Genomic DNA, 17,756 nt, shown 5'->3' with positions numbered 1-17,756 from the left:
TTGGGTGAGTGGATCAAGCAGAATTAGTTGTTGCTGATGTTCTTCACGAATCATCCAGCGTCCCAAAAAAGTATTAAATAAAATGGCCAACAGAACACCAATGATGGTGCTGCCAATCAAGTTATTGATGAGCATGAAATTTTGGAATTCCGCACTGGTAAACGTATAGGGCTGAAAAACGGGCGCATAGGGGATAATATTGCGCAAGGTCAGCAAAGAACCACCGTAAAATACCACCAAGCAGGGAATGGTGCCCCAAAAGATAATGCTGCGTTTAAACAACAATAAGCCTGTAAAAATGGAGCCAATGGTAAATACGCCTGTGAGTACCGTCATTTGACCCAGAAAATAGCCAATACTCATGAGTGAGCTGCTATAAAAGCCTAAACACAGAATTGGAAAATAATAGAGTGTGGTCTGATTTTCAGGAATACGATAGCTGATGACATATAAAGACCAAGGCAATCAGCAAATACAATATTAAACAACCCAATACCCATGGCAGCATGTATGGGGTAAACAGGGGTTGGCTTTGACTGAGCCAAAGTACCACTAAAAAGAGTAAATGAAAGAAAAAAACCAAGCCACTGACGACACGTGATTTTTGGATGTTATTTAAACTGAGGAGATTTTTATACCCTTGAAAAAATTAAAAATTTTTAGCTTTAATAAAGTCGTCATTGTAGAGCTTTCTGGCATAGGCAAGTCCAAACTCTTATTTATTGTCTAATCTAAGCATAATTCAAATAAGTTGAGACAGAAATCATAAAAAATGCCAGTTATCATGTTTTTTTATGATTTTTTCTACTTAGCCTAATATGTAGTCATCCGTCCCAAATCATGTTTAAGTGAGTGAATGAGCCACAAGCAGAGCATGACTCTGCTTGTTGTGCTATTCGTTAGGTCTTAACCTGTATTGCGTAAGCCTGCTGCAATCCCTGCAATACTCACCATGAGGGCATGATCGACAGGGGTATGTTCGGCATGCTGTTCTGCCAAATACAAACGACGACGTTTCATCAATTCTGCCTGTAGCAAATGCAGTGGCAATAAATAAGGTTTACGCACCCGCATCGATTGATCTAGCACATCATTGCTGCTGAGCAATTGCGATTCACCTTTAAGGGTCAGTAAAGTCGTCACAGCATCACGCAGACGTTGACGGAGTTGCTCACCCAGTTGTTTTAAGTCTTCGTCATCGGTCAGGTTAGATTCGTAGTACAGGGCAATATTGCTGTCGGCTTTAGACAACACCATTTCCAGCATATCAATCAAAGTCTGGAAATACGGCCAATCGCTGAGCATTTCATCCAAAGTGGCTTTTTGTCCCTGATCGAGCGTTTGGTTAATTGCTGCGCCTGTCCCTAACCAAGCAGGCAGCATCAAACGGATTTGTGTCCATGCAAATACCCATGGAATGGCACGTAAGGATTCAATTCCACCGCTCACTTTACGTTTCGCGGGACGTGAACCGAGTGGCAACATTTGCAATTCCAGCTCTGGCGTGACAGTGCGTAAATATTTCACAAAATGCGGATTTTCACGCACGGTTTGACGATAGACCTGCACCGAAAGTTCGGTCATGTTATCCATCAGCTCGCGCCATTCTGCTTTCGGCACAGGTGGTGGCATCAGCGTCGCTTCTAAGGTTGCAGCGGTATAGACTTCCAGATTTTGTAAGGCAACCCCTTCAAGCCCAAATTTAAAGCGAATCATTTCACCTTGTTCGGTGACGCGAATTGCACCTGAAATAGACCCTGGAGGTTGTGAGAACAATGCTTGTTGCGTTGGCGCACCGCCACGGCTGATGGAACCACCACGACCATGGAATAAAGTCAGCTGCACAGCATGTTGCTGCGCTACCGCAGTCAGTTCTTCCTGCGCGCGGTACTGTGCCCAGTTGGCAGACATGAAACCTGCATCTTTGGCGGAGTCTGAGTAGCCAATCATCACCTCATGTTTGCCCTGAATATGCTGCTTGTACCAATGCATATTAAATAGGGTATTCATGGTCTGAGCAGCCCCATCCAAGTCTTTCAGGGTTTCAAACAGTGGCACCACACGTAAAGGATGCTGAATGCCTGCTTCTTTTTGCAACAATAATACCGCCAACACATCACTTGGATATTCCGCCATGGAAATAATATAAGCACCCAAACTTTCCTGCGGCTGTGCAGCCAGAGTGCGCATGGTGGCAAATACTTCTTGCACATCGGGATGTTGAATCAGGCTTTGTGCAGGTTCCTGCATGAATTTTGGCAATAACGGACGTTTGCTTTGCAGCTCTTGAAGCAAAAAGTTCTGACGTGCTTGTTCAGTCCATGTTTCAAAATTGCCCAAACCTAAATATTCGGTAATGGCAGAAATGGCTTGACGATGACGTCCCGATTCTTGGCGAATATCCAGTTTTAGTAATTCAATGCCGAAACAATTCACACGATGAATTAAATCCAACAATTTGCCGTTCGCAATGTCTGATAATTGGCAAGCCGTCAGCGAGCGATAACACAGCAATAAAGGCTGTAACAGTTCGTCTTTGCTTTTGATGACCAAACTGTCATCAGCCTCTTTGCCTTGCAGTTTCGCTGCTAACCAGTCGCGGGTGGCTTTTAGGCGTTCTCGGGTGTCGCGTAAATATTCACGGTACGGCTCGGCATGGAAATGTCCCAAAGCATCTGCCAATTCTGGGCTGCATTGCTGAATGGAGAGTTCCCAACGCAGGTTTTCAATATCACGTAAATACAGTTCTGCTGCTTTCCAGCGTGACAGCCACAGCACTTCTTGAGTAACTTTATGAGTGACATTCGGGTTACCATCGCGGTCACCGCCCATCCAAGAGGCGAAACGTACAGGTGCAACGCTCAGCGGTAGGCTTTGTCCACAATGTTCCTGCACAATGCTGTCTAATTCACGCATGAATTTAGGCACTGCATTCCACAGGGTTTGTTCGATGGTGGTAAAGCCCCATTTGGCTTCATCGACAGGGGTTGGGCGATGTTGGCGAATTTCATCGGTTTGCCAAGCCGAGCTGATCAGCTGTTTTAAATCTGCCAAAACTGCCTGACGTTCACGTGGTGTCAGTTTTTGCTGATCCATTTTAAACAAGCAGTCATTAATATCGTCATATTTTTGAATGAGGGTACGACGGCTGACTTCAGTCGGATGCGCAGTTAAAACCAACTCAATTTTTAGCTCGCAGACTTGTTGAAAGAGTGTTTCTGCAGAAATTTGGTTGTCTTTAAACTTGATAAATAAGTGATCTAGTGGGTTTGGAGAAACGCCATTTTCATCAAATTCGCTTTGGCGACGGCTCCGCACCACATGATATTGCTCGGCAATGTTGGCAAAGTTCAAAAAGTGGGTAAAGGCACGGGTGAGCGGTAAGATTTCATCATCTTCCAGACTTAAAAACAGTTGTTCGAGTTGTTTTTCAGCTTCGGCTTGTCCATCGCGCGCGCCTTTAGATAAAGCACGAATTTGTTCGACCTGATTAAACAAATCTTGTCCTGCGTGTAACTTGAGGGTTTCACCCAATAAGTTGCCAAGTAAGCGTACGTCATCGCGTAGAGGAGCATCAATTTGTTGAATCATTCGTTGTTCTCCATGTTCTGTGTTTTTCTACTCTGTTAAGACTATACCCCGATTTAGATACAATCCAAGCGGGCTATCTACAAAAGTTGCATGGATTTTGCGCATCTGAAGTTATAGTGCCAAGTGGCAGTATTTAGGAGAGAAATACAGGACGGAGATATGAGTCAGTTGATCATTCGTATATGTGTAAGGTGAGAGTTAGATTTCGCATGATGAGGCTGCAAAATTAGCTTGCTCAGCCATAACGCAGCATAAAAATACCAATCGCATCTTCAATAATCTTTTGAGATTGTGCAGCATCGGGCACGGCACGTACACCGAGTAAAACTTCATGGTGACGTAAACCATGCAATAAGGAAACGATCAATTCAGTTTGCGTTTTTGGTTCATCGGCCTGAATAAACTGCAATTCTACTGCTTGGCGAAAGAAGCTTTCCCACATCGCGCGAAGTTTGGCATGTGAGGCATTGTAAAACTGCAATGCCAACGGATTTTGCTCCGAGGCCAGTTCCATCAGCAAATGTTCTAATTTAATCGCTTCAGGCATATTGACCAAGTTCAAGGACAGTTTACAGGCTTGGTATAAGGCCTGCTTAAAATTGCTATGTGCAGTCAAGTCCAAAGGTTGTGCTTTGAGCAGACTTTCACAGGTTTCTTCAATGGCACAGGAAAATAGCGTGGCTTTGTCTTGAAAGTGGTTATACACCGTTAATTTGGTCACGCCTGCTTCACGTGCAATCTGATTCATACTAGAACCATGAAAGCCCAACTTTAAAAACAAGTGTTTTGCCGACATTAAAATGCGTTGGCGTTTTTCTAAATCTTTTGGTCGTCCGACATGAATCTGCACACGCTCATCCTAATTTGCATCAGTACAACTGGAAAATGACGCTTCAGTTTTAATTAATGTACCCAGTGGTATATTAATTAAAAAATAATCAATTTAATATAGGGGTTTGCACGCACTTCATAAATGGCTTGCGCTGTAGGCTAAAACTGAGCAGATCAGGCATGAAACGCAGGGAATAGCGAGACTATTACCAAGTTTCATAACGCAATCTGAGAAAGTTTTAGCCACAGCCTTTCAGGACAAGCATATTTTTTACTGCTATTACGTTATGAGTCAGTTACTTAGAATGACTAAGTTTCCTGCCTCATGCCTTATATCAGCTAAAAATATGCGCTGTCGCAAACATAGACGAAGTGTCAGCAAACCCTACCGTATTCTGCCCTAAAAAAAACGTTTAAATAAGAGCAAACCTGATGAACACGACTCAGAATCTCATTGCCAGCCTGATGCTGCTGTGCTGTATCACCCTAATTGGATGCAGCAAGCAAAAAACCGAGGTTGAACAGGAAGTCCCTTTGGTGATGGTGACCCAGCCTAGCAGTTTACATCTTGAGCAAAAAAGCTATGCAGGCGAGGTGCAAGCACGTCAGCAAACGGCTTTGGCATTTCGGGTTGCAGGGCAAGTTACACAGCGTTTTGCCGATGTGGGAGATCAGGTCAAAGTTGGGCAAGTCTTAGCAAAACTGGATGTGCAAGATGCCGCATTGCAGCTCAATGCCGCGCGTGCGCAACTCGAAAGTGCGCAATCTGCTGCAAAAGTTGCCAGTGATGAATTGCAGCGTTTTCAGCAATTGTTACCTATGAATGCAGTCAGCCGCTCGCAATATGATGCAGTCAAAAACCAGTATCAACATGCTATGGCACAGTTGAAACAGGCACAGTCCAATTATGCAGTTAGCAGCAATCAAACTGACTATAACCAGTTACGTGCCACAAAAAATGGTGTGATTACCGAACGTAATATTGAAGTCGGGCAGGTTTTAGCGGCAGGGCAGGTCGCTTATCAATTGGCGATTGATGGGGAACGTGAAGTCGTGATTGGCGTACCTGAACAAGCGGTGGGTGAAATTCGAGTCGGGCAAGAGGCAACGGTAAGTTTATGGTCACAACCCGATACCCGTTTTGCAGGCACGGTTCGAGAAATTTCCCCTGCGGCAGATCAGTCGCGTACTTTTAAAGTCAAAGTGGCTTTACGTGAAGGCAATGCACAGATTCAATTGGGGCAAAGTGCGCGGGTATTTCTGACTCGCCAAGCCAATCAGGGTTTATATGTGCCTTTATCTAGCGTGTCGGCAACAGGGCAACAAGCTTTTGTTTTGGTCTTACAGCCAGACTCAACCGTGCGCCAAATTCCTGTTACATTGGGCGCTTATGGACGGGATAGCGTGCCTGTACTCAGGGGCTTGCAGCCGCAAGACTATGTGGTGATGGGTGGGGTGCATTTACTGCGTGATCGACAAAAAATTCGCCCGATTAACCGTGACAATCAAGCTGTACAGGCAGTCAATCCAACAGCTCAGGCAGCTTCTGCGGCCACACAGACGGAGCGTTAAAATATGAATTTTAACTTATCCGAATGGGCGCTGAAAAATAAGGGTTTAGTGGTCTATTTGATGCTGTTGTTGGGCATTGTTGGTATTTTTTCCTACTCTAAACTGGCACAAAGTGAAGATCCGCCGTTTACCTTTAAAGTGATGGTGATTCAAACCTATTGGCCAGGAGCGAGTGCCAAAGAGGTTTCCTTACAAGTCACTGACCGTATTGAAAAAGAATTGATGAGCACGGGCGATTATGAACGCATCATGGCCTATTCGCGTCCGGGCGAGTCCATGGTGACTTTTATTGCCAAAGATTCTATGCGCTCCAGCCAAATTCCAGATGTTTGGTACAAGGTGCGTAAAAAGGTCAATGACATTCGCCATGAACTGCCACAAGGGGTACAAGGCCCATTTTTTAATGATGAGTTTGGCGACACTTTTGGCAATATTTATGTGCTGACAGGCGCAGACTATGACTACGCCACCCTCAAAGAATATGCCGACCGTTTGCAGCTACAATTACAGCGGGTCAAAGATGTAGCCAAAGTTAATTTGGTGGGTTTACAAGATCAAAAAATATGGATTGAGTTATCTAACACCAAAGCCGCGCAACTCGGTATTCCTGTTACCGCGATTCAGCAAGCCTTACAACAACAAAACAGCATGGCAAGCGCAGGTTTTTTTGAAACCCATTCAGACCGTATTCAGGTGCGTGTCAGCGGTGCGTTGCACAGTGTCGATGAGTTGAAACAAATGCCGCTGTTGGTGAATGGCACCACCATTCAACTGGGCGATGTTGCCGAGGTCTATCGTGGGTTTAGCGAACCTGCTCAACCGCGTATGCGCTTTATGGGCGAAAATGGCATTGGCATTGCGGTGTCGATGCGTAAAGGCGGTGATATTCTGGCTTTGGGTGAAAATCTGGAAACAGAATTTGCCCGTTTGCAAAAAACTTTGCCTTTGGGCATGCAACTGCAAAAGGTTTCTGATCAGCCTGTTGCGGTAAAACACAGCGTCAATGAATTTATGAAAGTGTTGGCTGAGGCGGTGATTATCGTGCTCTTGGTCAGCTTCTTTTCACTGGGTTTTCGCACGGGCTTGGTGGTGGCATTTTCCATTCCACTGGTCTTGGCGATGACTTTTGCAGGTATGCATTTGTTTGATGTCGGACTGCACAAAATTTCACTCGGTGCGCTTATTTTAGCCCTCGGATTGCTCGTGGATGATGCCATTATCGCCATTGAAATGATGGCAATTAAGATGGAGCAGGGCTATAGCCGCTTGCAAGCCGCAGGTCATGCGTGGCGTACCACTGCTTTCCCTATGCTGACAGGGACATTGATTACCGCGGCAGGTTTTTTACCCATTGCCACAGCAGCCTCAAGTACAGGGGAATATACCCGTTCAATTTTCCAAGTGGTCACCATAGCTTTGGTGGTGTCCTGGTTTGCTGCCGTGCTATTCGTGCCGTATCTGGGCGATAAATTATTGCCAGATTTTCAGCGTCATGCACAGCGAGCGCCGTGGTATCAACGTCTTTGGGCGCGTGTACGCAAACAAGCTGAACCGCAGCCTGTGCTACAGCACGCAGGTGAATTACACGACCCATATCAAACCCGCTTTTATCAAGTGTTTCGTGGATGGGTTAATACTTGTGTGCGCTATCGAAAAACCGTCATTGCAGCGACCGTGGCCATTTTTGTCCTATCCATTGCCATGTTTAAATTGGTACCACAGCAATTTTTCCCACCTTCCAATCGGGCAGAAATTTTAGTCGATTTAAAACTTGAAGAAGGTGCGTCTTTAACAGCCACAGAAGCAGCCGTTAAAAAAGTTGAAAAGTTCTTGGCGCAACAACAAGGCATCGACAATTATGTAGCCTATGTTGGCACAGGTTCGCCGCGTTTCTATTTGCCTTTAGATCAGCAATTGCCGCAGGCCAGTTTTGCCCAATTTGTGGTATTGGCATCGTCTTTAGAAGACCGCAATGAAATTCGCCGTAATTTATCTGAACAAATTCGCTTGTTATTGCCAGAGGTGCGTACTCGCGTGTCATTATTGGAAAATGGCCCACCAGTGGGTTATCCATTGCAATTCCGCGTGTCAGGAGAAGACTTGGCACAAGTGCGACAATGGGCACAGCAAGTCGCAGCCACCATCAGTGCCAATCCAAACAGTACCAATGTGCATTTAGATTGGGGTGAGCCGAGCAAAGTCATTCAATTGCAGATTGATCAAGACCGTGCCCGTCAAATGGGGGTGTCGAGTCTGGATTTAGCTAACTTCCTTAATAGCTCTATCAGTGGCGCGGCTATTAACCAGTATCGTGAAAAACGTGAACTGATTGAAATCCGTTTACGTGGTGATCAAACCGAGCGCCTAGATGTCGCATCTTTAAGCAGTTTGGCTATACCGACTTCACGTGGAACATCGGTGCCGTTGGCGCAAATTGCACAAATTGAATACCGTTTTGAAGAAGGCTTAATTTGGCATCGTAACCGCTTGCCGACCATTACCGTACGTGGTGATATTCGTAGCAATTTGCAACCTGCAACGGTGGTGGCAGAACTGTCTGAACCGATGGCGGCCCTGCGTGAAAAGTTGCCAAGTGGCTATTTAATTGAAGTGGGTGGCACGGTTGAAGAATCGGCACGTGGGCAAAAGTCAGTCAATGCAGGCATGCCATTTTTCCTTGCCGTGGTGATGACTTTGTTGATGATTCAGCTGCGTAGCATGTCCCGTGCATTCATCGTGTTTTTAACTGCACCGCTCGGCATTATTGGCGTGGTATTGTTCCTGTTGCTGTTTAACAAACCCTTTGGTTTTGTGGCGATGCTCGGCACCATTGCCTTATCGGGCATGATCATGCGCAATTCTTTGATTTTAATTGATCAGATTGAGCAGGATATTCGGGCTGGGGAATCGCAGTGGGACGCGATTATTAACGCTACGGTGCGCCGTTGTCGTCCAATTGTACTGACCGCTTTGGCGGCAGTATTGGCCATGATTCCACTTTCTCGCAGTATTTTCTTTGGCCCGATGGCTGTGGCAATTATGGGTGGATTAATTGTCGCGACTTTATTAACTCTGTTCTTTTTACCTGCGTTATACGCACAGTGGTTTAAAGTGAAAAAAAATCCACATAATCTGTAAAAGTGACATAATAACGGGTGCGAAATTTGGAAAATTTCAATATAGTAGCACCTTATATTTTTCAGCCTTTGCATACGTTACAGCATGCGCCAGATTAAAAAATAAAGCATGGCACAGATGGGGTTAAATCACATTATGAAGCAAGATAACTTGGTAAAGTTTCGCCGGTCTGTCGCGATCTCTTACGTGTTGATGTTTTTTGCTTTATTTACTGTGGTGAGTGGTGCATTGGCGTATTGGTATGCACGAAAAGTGATTGTGGTCGATAGCACTGAAGTCTGGTTACAGGCACAGGCTTTATGGATCATGCGTAATGTGGTGATTTACAGTGTATTGGCATTGTTTGCTGCATTGTGGTTTATTCCATTGGCCTTCTTTCCTTGGGATGCCTTTTTATGGGTCAAAGCCTGCACCGTAGCAGGTGTGGTCTTTGCCGTGATTGCCTTCTTATTTTTAATCAATGCTTGGATTAAAGGGCTATCCAAATTTTTGAAAAATAAAGCTGTGTTCTAATGGCTTGAACTTCATCTAAAGCACTTCAGCTAAAATTTTTAACAGCTTTCCCTTGTAAAACTCAGTTTGACCCCAATTTCACACATCAGTTCAGTTTTAATTAGAATTCCGTGAGGAGCATCGCCAGACATGGCTAAACGTGATTATTATGAGGTTTTGGGCGTCTCTAAAACCGCTAGTGATGATGAAATTAAAAAAGCCTACCGTAAGTTGGCGATGAAATATCATCCAGACCGTAACCCGGACAATCCTGAAGCTGAAGAGAAGTTTAAAGAAGCTTCAGAAGCGTATGAAGTTCTGTCAGACAGCGAAAAACGCAGCATGTACGACCGTATGGGCCATCAAGCCTTTGAAGGTGGTATGGGCGGTGGTGCTGGCGGCTTCGGTGGTTTCAGTGCGGAAGATATTTTCAGCCAGTTTGGGGATATTTTCGGTGGAGCCTTTGGTGGGGGGGGGCGTGGCCAGCAACGTCAACGCCGTGGTTCAGACTTACGCTATGTGATGGAATTGACGCTTGAAGAAGCAGTCAAAGGCGTTAAGAAAACCATCACCTTTACAGCACCTGCGCCATGTGAAGCTTGTGATGGTAAAGGCTCAGAAAATCCAAATGATGTTGAAACCTGTCCAACCTGTCATGGTGCGGGTCAAGTACGCATGCAGCAAGGTTTCTTCTCGGTACAGCAAACCTGTAGCACTTGTCGTGGTCAGGGCAAAATTATCAAGAACCCATGTAAAAAATGTCATGGTTCGGGTGTGTCAGATCGTCAGCAAACCCTTGAGGTGACCATTCCTGCTGGCGTGGACAATGGCGACCGCGTACGCTTAACAGGTAAAGGTGAAGCCATTCGTGATGGTCAATCGGGCGACCTATATGTAGAAGTGGTGGTGCGCGAGCATGAAATCTTCCAGCGTGATGGTGCTGATCTGTATATGGATGTACCTGTCAGCATTGCCGATGCTGCTTTAGGTAAGGAAATTGAAATTCCGACTCTAGATGGCCGCGTGAGCCTGAAAGTGCCTGAGGGAACACAGACGGGTAAATTATTCCGTTTGCGTGGTAAAGGGGTAAAACCTGTGCGTACCAGTATGCAGGGCGATTTGCTCTGCCGTATTGTGGTGGAAACACCTGTGAATTTAACGGCACGTCAGCGTGAATTGTTAAAAGAATTACAGACGACGATGGAAGGTGAGGGCAGTCAGTCATCACCAAAGAAGAAGTCTTTCTTTGATCGTTTGTTTGATTAAGGAAACTTAGATTAGGTATGTCGAAGCACAACCTGATCTAAACTCAAATAATAAAGGCGATCTTGAAGATCGCCTTTGTTGTATCTGCTGTACTCTTATTCGACTTCAGGTACATCAATCTCTAAAACATCCACCATTTCAGTGGTTGCTGTTTCAACGATAGTTTGTGGTTGTGCGCTTGCAACAACCCCATGTTCTGCTGCTGTTTCTTCAAGTTCAGGTGTATCAACTTCAACAGCAAGCGGTTCTTGTAGTGTCACGCTAATACGGACTTTGGACAGGCTTTCTAGCGTATCCCCTTCTTGAAGTGCAGGCTCTGCAAATACAGATGCTGTGCTCATGCCCAACAATAATGCCAATACCATGTTCTTCGAATGCATGTAAATCCCCTTTAATTTTTGCAGTTGTTATCATTCGTGCAGGCTAGTCTGCGCATACAAGTTTGCAAATTTGTGAAATAAAAATAAAAAATGAGCATTTTCAGATAAATTTTTAGCATCGCTTTGATAAAAGTTTGCCTGAGATATTTAAAGCGATCATCAGCAGCCCAGTCACAGTTGCTTTCCGATAAAAATAAACCCAGAAACTTGGCAGACAAACTTAGTCTAGGCAGCGAGTTTTGATATAGTAAGCACAATTTAGAATCTATTTTAGGAATATGCTATGTCAGCAACTCCACGCATTGGTGTATTAGGCGCAGGCGGCCGCATGGGACGCATCTTAATTCAAGCTGTTCAAGAAGCAGGCTACCAATTGGCTGCCGCAGTAGAGCGTCCAGAAAGCAGTTTATTGGGTGCAGATGCAGGAGAGTTGGCAGGTGTAGGTACACTCGGTGTGAAAGTCGTGGGCAGCCTAGAACAAGTATTAGCTGACTGTGATGTCGTAATCGACTTTACCGCACCCGCCGCCACAGCACAGCACTTAAAACTTTGTCGTGAAGCAGGCGTGGCGATTGTGATTGGCACCACAGGCATGAATGATGAACAAAAAGCACTCTTAGAAGAATCGGCTCAACAGACCCCAGTGGTGTATGCCGCCAACTATTCAGTTGGGGTAAACGTATCTATTAAACTGCTGGAATTGGCAGCCAAAGTCTTTGGTGATAGTGTAGATATTGAAGTGATTGAAGCGCATCATCGTCATAAAGTCGATGCACCATCAGGCACGGCATTGATGATGGGCGAGGCCATTGCAGCAACCTTAGGTCGTGATTTAAAACAAGACGCTGTTTACTGCCGCGAAGGACACACAGGGCCACGTGAGCGTAAAAGTATAGGTTTCCAGACCATTCGTGGTGGCGACATTGTGGGTGAACATACTGCGATGTTTATTGCCGATGGCGAGCGTGTGGAAATTACCCACAAAGCCACCAACCGCATGAACTTTGCTGCAGGTGCCGTGCGTGCTGCAGCGTGGGTGGTGGGACGCGAAGCGCGTAAATACGATATGAAAGATGTTCTTGGATTTAACGATATTCAGGTTTAAAAACTGCGCAGGAATCCGAAATAGATAAAAACTACTTGAACAATTTTCAATCTACCGCTAAAACTAGGGTCTGATGTCATGGATGATGACGCATCAGACCCGATCTAAAACTAAAATAAGATGCAAAATAAAATGAAAAAATCGCTGCTGATGCTTGGGTTAAGCACCTGTATTTGTGCGGCCTCTGCACAAAATATTGAACATGCCAAACTGAGCATACATAAAAACAATATTAAAGTCTGGACCTTCCAACAGCAGTCTAGCCCTGTGTTTGTGTATAAGGCTGAAACCACCTTCAATGTACCTTTAGAAAAAGCTGCTGCCTTAATTTTAGATGTTGATCATGCCGTGAAATGGGTGCCTTATGTGGGCAGTGTCAAAGTCTTATCACGCGATGACCAAAAAGGTGAGTTCTTGCTGTATATGGTGCTGGATTTTCCTTTTCCACTAAAAGATCGTGATTTAGTGGTCAAAGGTAAAATGAGTAAAGATGCACAAGGTATTATCAGTATTCAAAATAAAGCCATTGAGGGGGGCTATCCCTTGAACCCAGATTATGTGCGTATTCAAGATTACGAAGGCGACTGGACCTTTCAAAAACTGGGCAATCAAAAAGTCAAAGTCAGTACCTATGGCTATGCAAACCCTGAAGGCTCGATTCCTTTAAGTTTTGTGAATATGTTTGTGCAGCAGCAACCGTATCAAATGCTGCAAAAAATGAAAATTGAATTAAGCAAAAGCGGTAGTTTTAAGGCATTGCCTGAAATTTTGCGTTAAATGGTTGAGTTGCGCTGAATTTTTAATCTTAGAAAAATGGATGAAATCGGTGTCGATCTCATCCACGAAGTATTTCGGTCTAGCGGGTAGACTTAATAAGAAAATAATCCTTTTTCTAAAGGAAATTCAATGCCAATCGATGCACCGCCATCATTGCCATGCACATCTGAATCGCTAATCCAGCCATTCAGTTTAAGTGGAATATCTGGGCGTAAATAGTGTGTCCAAGTCAAATCCAAAGCTTTTAACTGATCTTTTTCTGGGAAAGCTTGGTTGGTTTCACCTCTCGCACGTCGATTAGCCGCCTGATCAAATTTGGCAAACAACATACGCGCATTCACGCGGTTCATACGATCAAAACGAATATCACCACCGAATGAAATCATTTGTCCATCACCGCCAATAGCATGCGCTAAAGGATAGCCATGTTGGTAGAAACCATCGGTATAGGTGCTGTGATTATAAGTGATACCTTGTGCATTACCGTTGGTACGGGTGTCAGCCCATTCGGTATAGAGTTGGAACGGCATATTCTGATAGCTTGATGAATAGTCTACCCCAGCCAAATACATTTTTTTTGAAGGTAAGCCGCCTGCTTCATCTTCACCAGCATATTGTGCATAGACGCCCATTGGCACTTGTAGCAATGGCTGTAGGTTCAAACGCGCATCAAAGCCTGCCACTTGGTTAGAGGGGTCAGGTTCGCCAGTACCACCATTGTCTTTATTGCCAACAAAAGCATCCCAAAGTGAGTTCAAGCTTTCTGGACGATCTTCACCTCCCCATTGAAAGGCACGTGAAGCACCCAATTCTAAATAAGGCAACGGTTGTGCAGTGACACGTAAACCAATCAATTTGGCATCGGGTACAGCATCATAATCATGCAACTGACCTGCAAAGGCCTGATATTGCCATGGGCCAATCCATGACAACCATTTGTTGCTGAATGCTTGTTGTTCGGCACGTTGCATAGTCACGCCGTAAACTGGGCGGCTAGCATCCCCACGAATTAAACTGCCGTCATGTGCAGGCCCCCAATAGGTTGGAATTTGCCCTGCAATCAGCCATTGGTTCCAAAGTTTGGCTGCAATATAGGAACCTTCAACATTGACATCTTGACCGTTATCAATTTGTGGGTCTTTTTCTGCATTGACCCGAATTTTAGCATCCCAGTATTGATTGCCTGCATTGAGTTCCAAACCTGCTTGATATTGCGCTTTTTGTTGGTCGCCAAAGGCTTGTGGAATATTTTTTTGATCTGTTTCTGCAAAAAGCGAGGCTTTGAGCAGTTCGTTATTGGCATTTAAATGTGCCACCACTGCATCGATGACTTTTTGTTGATTGTTGTTGCTGACTTTGGCTTGAGAAAGTGCACGTTGAATTTCATCACCACTCATAGGCCAAGTTGACGTACTAATTTGAATCACACCTTGCTGATTTAGCCAGTTTAAATCGGTACGTAAGTTTTGGTTATTTAAGACAATGCCTTGGGCAAAGGTTAAGGATGAGCTTAATGCCAGTGTCGCCAGCAGCGCTTTAGGTGCAAACATGCTTATATATTCTCAGCGTTTATAAACTGTAACCAAGATAGGTTTTTGAGTGGATTTTTGCAATGTGAATTGTTGAGTATTGTTGTAAATTTCAACAGAAAATTATTCTGTAAAAGGTGGTGGCTAGCACAAGTAAGGGCTTTGTAATGAATGTTCCTCCCTTTTTAAAGGGAGGCTAGGAGGGATTATCAGCGTGTTGACTTAAAATCACATTTTCAATCGTTTGGACGACTGCATCGAGTTCATGCAAAATTTGTAAATTGTTAAATCTTAACACCGTTAAATTTAACTGTGTTAAAGCCTGATCACGTAATAAATCATACTTTAAGCCTTTTTCGTTCAAATGTTGGCTGCCATCGCATTCAATAATTAAACTTGCCGCAGGACAGTAAAAATCTACAATAAAATTCAGAATAGGCTTTTGCCGATAAAACTGTAAGCCCAAGATTTGTTTTTGACGCAGTCGTAACCAGAGTTTTTGTTCTGCTTCGGTCATATTGTTTCTTAACTGTCGTGCGTTATATTTTAAATTTTTGTTATAGGGTTGCATGGTTTTTATTCTTTGTTTTAAAAAGTGGTTTATTTTTAATTAGCTTTCTTGTGACATACATAGCTCATATAGCTCATCTTTTTAGATTTTTTTAATCCCCCTCCATCCCCCTTTTTCAAAGGGGAGGCTAGCACAAGCAGAGGCTTTGTAATGAAACATTCCTCCCTTTTTTAAAGGGAGGTTAGGAGGGATTTTAACGTTGGTGGCTTTTGCTATATATAGCTCACCTTTGACTAAGGGGAAAGCCTAGCACCAGCAAAAAGGGTAGATTGAATAAATCAATTCTCATCCTTAGTGGCTTTATAGGCATAAGCATAGTTATAACCATAGCCATAACCACCCGCTTCACGTTGAATATCATTCAAAATAAAGCCGTTGACTTTCACGCCAGCCTGTTCAAAGCGGTTAACAGTCAGTTCAAGCTCTTTCATTTGAGTCTTGGCATAACGTGCCACCACCAAATTCACACCCGCATATTGTGAAATAATAATCCCATCGGTGACGGCAAGAACTGGCGGGGTATCAATCAGAATATGGTCAAACTGGCTAGACAAGTGCGTGAGCATATCTGCAAATTTTTGCGTACTCAACAACTCTGACGGATTAGCAGGGCTTTTGCCGCGACTGATGATGCTTAAATTTTCAACCTCAGTACTGCGTACAATACTGCCTAACTCTTGCTGACCATTCAGGTATTCGGTTAAGCCAGGCTTAGGGTCATAATTAAAGTATTTGTGCATATAACCACGACGTAAATCGGCATCAATCAATAATACGCGCTTATCACTTTGCGCCAAAATGGTGGCTAGGTTAGTTGAAATAAACGATTTACCCGACTCCGGTGCAGGGCTAGAAATCATAATGATATTGTTTTTGGCACTGCTTAAAGCAAAATGAATGGCAGTACGCATGCTGCGCAGGCTTTCAATGGCAATATCATTACTATTTTTAACCGCAAGAATAGGAATATTCTTTTTCTTTTTCAGAAGTTTAGTGTACGTTTCTTGTGCTTTCGAGCGTGGCACAGTGGCATAAACAGGTAAATCCAGTTCATTTTCAATTTGATTCGAGTCTTTAATACCTGAGCGCAACATATTACGCATAAGTGCAAATAAAAGACCAATAAACGTTCCCATAAATAATGAGATAACGAGAACTCTCATTTTTTGAGGTTTAATAGGTGCAATAGGTTCAACAGCTTGGTCTACAATTCTTACGTTACCAATTTCACCTGCTTTCACAATGCGCAGTTGTTGGTAAGAGTTAAGCAAGCCTGTATACAGCTGTTGTTTGACCTCTACTTCACGGAATAGTTGTAAATATTGGCGTTGTAATTCTGGCAAGCGTTTAAGGGTGCCATCTAATTCTGCAATACGTTTATTAATCACATCCAATTGTGCATTCATTTGCTGCATAGCTGGGTGTTCATTAGTGTATTTAGCTGAAGTTTCTGCGATTTGTTGTTCAAGAGACGCTTTTGTGGTTTCAAGGCTAATACTTTGAGAAATATAGAGATTTGATTCTTGTGTAACATCGACCGTATTATATTGTTGGCGGAATCGGTTAAATTCACGTTCTGCCACATCTAACTGTTGTTGCAGTTCAGGGAGTTGATCTTCCAAAAACTTTAAGGTTTGTGCCGTTTCTGCAGTACGACGCTCAATATTTTGTTGAGTATAGGTTATTAGAATAGCGTTGAGTACCTGAGTAATATTTTTTTTATCAACACCTTGATAGGTTAAACTAACAATACCTGCTCCTTTCCCTTTTTCTGAAACTTGGTATTGAGATAACAAAGATGTAATAGCAGCAGGTAAACTTTGTTTACGTATATTATAACTTGTATCAAAATGGTCTTGACTAAAAATAGCGACTTTCCATCCCCCAAATTCAGACTGTAGTTGACTGACTTGGTTTAAAGGTGCAGAAAAAACCACCTTTCCGGTTGCTACATCAGTCAGGCTGTATTTGCCTTGTGCAAATTTTAAAATTAAATTTTTATCTTGAAAGTATTGCGGTATATCGAACTGGCGAATATCAAAACTTTTTTGATTGTCTTTAAATAGGACTGATTGAGATGAATATTCACTGACATATTCATGCTTGGCAATTAAACGACTCCAGAAACTGTCTTCTGTACCCGAAATGCGAATATTTAAATTCAGATGATCAATCACGCTACCCAAAACTAAACGTGATTTTAAAATTTCAATTTCTGCTTGAGCTGGCGAGTCTTGATCAATTGCTGTGGCTAAATTTGCGGATAGGACTGAGGAAGCCCCTTTATTGCTTTCAACTTGAATGAGAGCATCAACCTGATAGATATTTGGTGAGGTTCTTAAATACAGTAAAGCGGAAACGATACTGAGTAGAACGCAAAGGGTAATCAGTTTCCATTGCGCAATTAAGGAAAAAAATAATTCCTTTAAATCAATGCTGTCTTCGGTGTTGGCGGTTTGGCTCATAGTTTAAATATCAAAAAAGTAGAATTTAAAAAAAACTAG

The 17,756-nt window shown here is 43.6% G+C and carries 13 protein-coding genes; 6 read left to right on the top strand and 7 right to left on the bottom strand.

Annotated elements, in window-relative coordinates:
- From FTU98_RS08730 to FTU98_RS08720, 3 genes are all read right to left on the bottom strand, one after another.
- Positions 1 to 465: hypothetical protein (locus tag FTU98_RS08730; protein ID WP_179994298.1), on the bottom strand; the 465-nt coding region annotated here is incomplete at its 3' end.
- 441 nt (positions 466 to 906) lie between these two features.
- Positions 907 to 3,591, bottom strand: coding sequence for a phosphoenolpyruvate carboxylase (gene ppc / locus FTU98_RS08725; protein WP_131261313.1), 2,685 nt, complete (start codon positions 3,589 to 3,591; stop codon positions 907 to 909).
- Between the two features lie 235 nt (positions 3,592 to 3,826).
- Positions 3,827 to 4,441: a TetR/AcrR family transcriptional regulator gene (locus FTU98_RS08720; RefSeq protein ID WP_019837343.1), complete on the bottom strand. Its 615-nt coding sequence runs from the start codon at positions 4,439 to 4,441 to the stop codon at positions 3,827 to 3,829.
- A 413-nt stretch (positions 4,442 to 4,854) separates the two neighbouring features.
- Between FTU98_RS08720 and FTU98_RS08715 the strand changes: the two genes are divergently transcribed.
- From FTU98_RS08715 to dnaJ, 4 genes are all read left to right on the top strand, one after another.
- The gene (locus FTU98_RS08715; RefSeq protein ID WP_180009313.1) at positions 4,855 to 5,994 is read left to right on the top strand and encodes an efflux RND transporter periplasmic adaptor subunit; all 1,140 of its coding nucleotides are present in this window, start codon (positions 4,855 to 4,857) and stop codon (positions 5,992 to 5,994) included.
- A 3-nt stretch (positions 5,995 to 5,997) separates the two neighbouring features.
- On the top strand, positions 5,998 to 9,132 hold the full coding sequence (locus tag FTU98_RS08710; RefSeq protein WP_179991420.1) for an efflux RND transporter permease subunit: 3,135 nt from the start codon (positions 5,998 to 6,000) through the stop codon (positions 9,130 to 9,132).
- A 135-nt stretch (positions 9,133 to 9,267) separates the two neighbouring features.
- A complete protein-coding gene (locus FTU98_RS08705; RefSeq protein ID WP_180051103.1) occupies positions 9,268 to 9,645 on the top strand; it encodes a hypothetical protein in 378 nt (125 codons plus the stop codon).
- 129 nt (positions 9,646 to 9,774) lie between these two features.
- Positions 9,775 to 10,890, top strand: coding sequence for a molecular chaperone DnaJ (gene dnaJ / locus FTU98_RS08700; RefSeq protein ID WP_004970338.1), 1,116 nt, complete (start codon positions 9,775 to 9,777; stop codon positions 10,888 to 10,890).
- A gap of 95 nt (positions 10,891 to 10,985) precedes the next feature.
- Here the strand turns inward: dnaJ and FTU98_RS08695 are convergent, their stop codons facing one another.
- Positions 10,986 to 11,270 (bottom strand): hypothetical protein, encoded by a 285-nt coding sequence (locus FTU98_RS08695; RefSeq protein WP_167845638.1) that lies wholly within the window; start codon positions 11,268 to 11,270, stop codon positions 10,986 to 10,988.
- Positions 11,271 to 11,553: 283 nt separating this feature from the next.
- Between FTU98_RS08695 and dapB the strand changes: the two genes are divergently transcribed.
- Both dapB and FTU98_RS08685 read left to right on the top strand, forming a co-directional pair.
- Complete coding sequence (gene dapB, locus FTU98_RS08690) at positions 11,554 to 12,375, top strand: 4-hydroxy-tetrahydrodipicolinate reductase (protein ID WP_004970334.1); 822 nt, start codon at positions 11,554 to 11,556, stop codon at positions 12,373 to 12,375.
- A gap of 132 nt (positions 12,376 to 12,507) precedes the next feature.
- A complete protein-coding gene (locus FTU98_RS08685; RefSeq protein WP_167845639.1) occupies positions 12,508 to 13,152 on the top strand; it encodes an START domain-containing protein in 645 nt (214 codons plus the stop codon).
- Positions 13,153 to 13,244: 92 nt separating this feature from the next.
- Here the strand turns inward: FTU98_RS08685 and FTU98_RS08680 are convergent, their stop codons facing one another.
- From FTU98_RS08680 to FTU98_RS08670, 3 genes are all read right to left on the bottom strand, one after another.
- Positions 13,245 to 14,702 (bottom strand): capsule assembly Wzi family protein, encoded by a 1,458-nt coding sequence (locus tag FTU98_RS08680; protein ID WP_180051089.1) that lies wholly within the window; start codon positions 14,700 to 14,702, stop codon positions 13,245 to 13,247.
- Positions 14,703 to 14,877: 175 nt separating this feature from the next.
- Positions 14,878 to 15,252 carry an endonuclease domain-containing protein gene (locus FTU98_RS08675; protein WP_167845641.1) on the bottom strand — a complete coding sequence of 125 codons (375 nt, stop codon included), beginning with the start codon at positions 15,250 to 15,252 and terminating at the stop codon, positions 14,878 to 14,880.
- Between the two features lie 278 nt (positions 15,253 to 15,530).
- Complete coding sequence (locus FTU98_RS08670) at positions 15,531 to 17,717, bottom strand: polysaccharide biosynthesis tyrosine autokinase (RefSeq protein ID WP_180051086.1); 2,187 nt, start codon at positions 17,715 to 17,717, stop codon at positions 15,531 to 15,533.
- Positions 17,718 to 17,756: the final 39 nt, after the last annotated feature.

The organism is Acinetobacter sp. YH12211 (assembly GCF_013418015.1).
GTDB classification, from domain to species: domain Bacteria; phylum Pseudomonadota; class Gammaproteobacteria; order Pseudomonadales; family Moraxellaceae; genus Acinetobacter; species Acinetobacter towneri.
Note: the sequence above shows the minus strand (reverse complement) of the source record. Positions and strands in the feature narration are given on the sequence as shown.